The sequence below is a fragment of the Streptosporangium sp. G11 genome, from assembly GCF_051192615.1.
GTDB lineage: Bacteria > Actinomycetota > Actinomycetes > Streptosporangiales > Streptosporangiaceae > Streptosporangium.
In genome coordinates this window covers 1-1,855 of record NZ_JBPJUQ010000258.1, presented here as the reverse complement: position 1 = coordinate 1,855, position 1,855 = coordinate 1, and the positions used below count along the sequence as shown (strand labels likewise).

Below are 1,855 nucleotides of genomic sequence, written 5' to 3'. Positions count from 1 at the left end.
CAAGCCCACTCACGAAGACAACTATGCTGCCGCGTAGCCGAAAGCCCTGACGTGTCTACCGAACCGGGGCAACTCCACTGCTCACCGGGGACAGGGCTGCCCAGGTCCTTGATCTGCCCGGTGGCGGTGTTGTAGCGGAAGAGTTTGCCGTTGGGCGAGGTGCCTCCGTAAACGGCGGCACCGTCTCGCGACGCGGCCACGGTCCAGGCGAACGTCTCGCCAGGAACGGCGATGCCGAGCTCGCTCACCTGGTCGGTTGCCGGGTTGTAGCGGAACAGCCGCCCCATCGCGCCGGCGGCCGCGTTATAGCTGCCCACATATACCGAGTGGTCAGGAGCCACAGTGACAGCCCAGGAGCCGAGCGCCACGGGGAGCGGTCGTTCCGCGATTAGCTTGCCGTCCAGCGCGTTCCTGATGCCCAGGACTGCGGGCGGGGACGCGCTCGAGGTGACCGAGTAGATGCGCGGTCCTGCGGGGTGGTCGGCGTCGAGCGCGGTGCCCGGCGTGGTCGCCGACATGAGGGGAAGTGTGCCGAGAGTCTGGAGACCACAACCGGTGGGCGGCGTGGCCTGCTCGGCCAGCGCTGGAGCGGTCGACAACGGGAATAAGAGTGCGACTACGACAGCCGCGAGTCGGGCTCGCAAGGATTGCCGCCTTGATGGTGGTGGCGCGTAGATAACGGACTTGACCGTAATTGGCGATCTTTCGCCATGACAAGCCGTCGGGCGTGATGAGTCCTGCTGGACCTCGCCCGCCCACTGTTGCAAGGTCGGACGCAGCGCGGCGGCGCCCTGCAGGTAGCGCAAAGATATGCGAGGCACACTGCTGCACGGGGTGAGGGGCGTCGAATCGGTGCCAGCCGCAGTAGTCGTCATGAACGAAGATCCCGGCCCGGCCGTCCAGCACGCCCGAGGCAAGGCTCATCGATGCGACCGCGGCAACAAGTTGCACGGCCGCGCAACTTGTTGACGATGGCACGGTCTTGCGGGTGTGGACAGTCACGTAGCAACGTCAGTCAAGCTCGTTGAGCCCAACTGAATTCCGGGCGAGAACCTGCCTTGAACACAGGGTCGTTCCGATCCATCCACAAAGCGCCAGTTCTCGTCCCACACGTCAACGATCTGGAGAAAGAGCTTTCCGATGTCCACGTACGAACAGCAAACTCCCGTCTCCCTCGGTCGCCAGTCCGTGAGAGGCGTGAACAGGCGGCCAGCGACCCTGACCTCGGCGGTGGCCGCCGCCATCGCCGCCGCAGGGCTCAACCTGATCGGTGCCATCGCGATCCTCACCTCGAGCATGGATGTGGTCAAAGAGCAGATCGCCGCGAGCGCGACCTCCAGCGACGGCCCGGTGACTCCGGAGATGGTCGACACCGGATCCGAGCGGGCGACGAACCTGGTCACCATCTACACCTCGATGGCGTACGCGACGATCTTCTGGTCGCTAGTGCTCGTCCTACTCGCATGGCTGGCGCTGCGCGGCGGCCGTGCCACCCGGGTCTTCTCCGCGTTGATTCTCGCCTTCTCCCTGCTCATGAAAGCGGCAGACCTGTTCATCGCCATACCAACCCTCACGCTGATCGCCGATGTGCCCTTCGTGGTGCTGGCGCTGGCCGCGATCGTGCTGTTCTTCATGCCCGCCAGCAACGCCTACCGCAAGACCAGGTAGGACCAGCCCTCGCGTCGGCGTAGGTAGCCGCACCATGACATCGCAGAGGGCCGAAATACGACCGTTCTGGTACTGCCGTCCGCGTCAGTGAATCGTGTCGGCCCGCGACTCTAGTGCTTCGTTCCTTTTTGAGCAGCAAGATTAGACGTACGATCAGGGCCCAGCGGGTCGTTGATGGGCGGTGAGG

The 1,855-nt window shown here is 64.6% G+C and carries 1 protein-coding gene and 1 pseudogene; one reads left to right on the top strand and one right to left on the bottom strand.

All coding sequences use genetic code 11. From position 1 onward, the window contains the following. Positions 1-599: pseudogene (locus ACSDR0_RS50365) on the bottom strand (hypothetical protein); the annotation flags it as partial. A 598-nt stretch (positions 600-1,197) separates the two neighbouring features. On the opposite strand from ACSDR0_RS50365, the gene ACSDR0_RS50360 reads away from it, so the two are divergent. Continuing rightward, a complete protein-coding gene (locus ACSDR0_RS50360) occupies positions 1,198-1,668 on the top strand; it encodes a hypothetical protein (RefSeq protein ID WP_435296093.1) in 471 nt (156 codons plus the stop codon). Positions 1,669-1,855 lie beyond the last annotated feature (187 nt).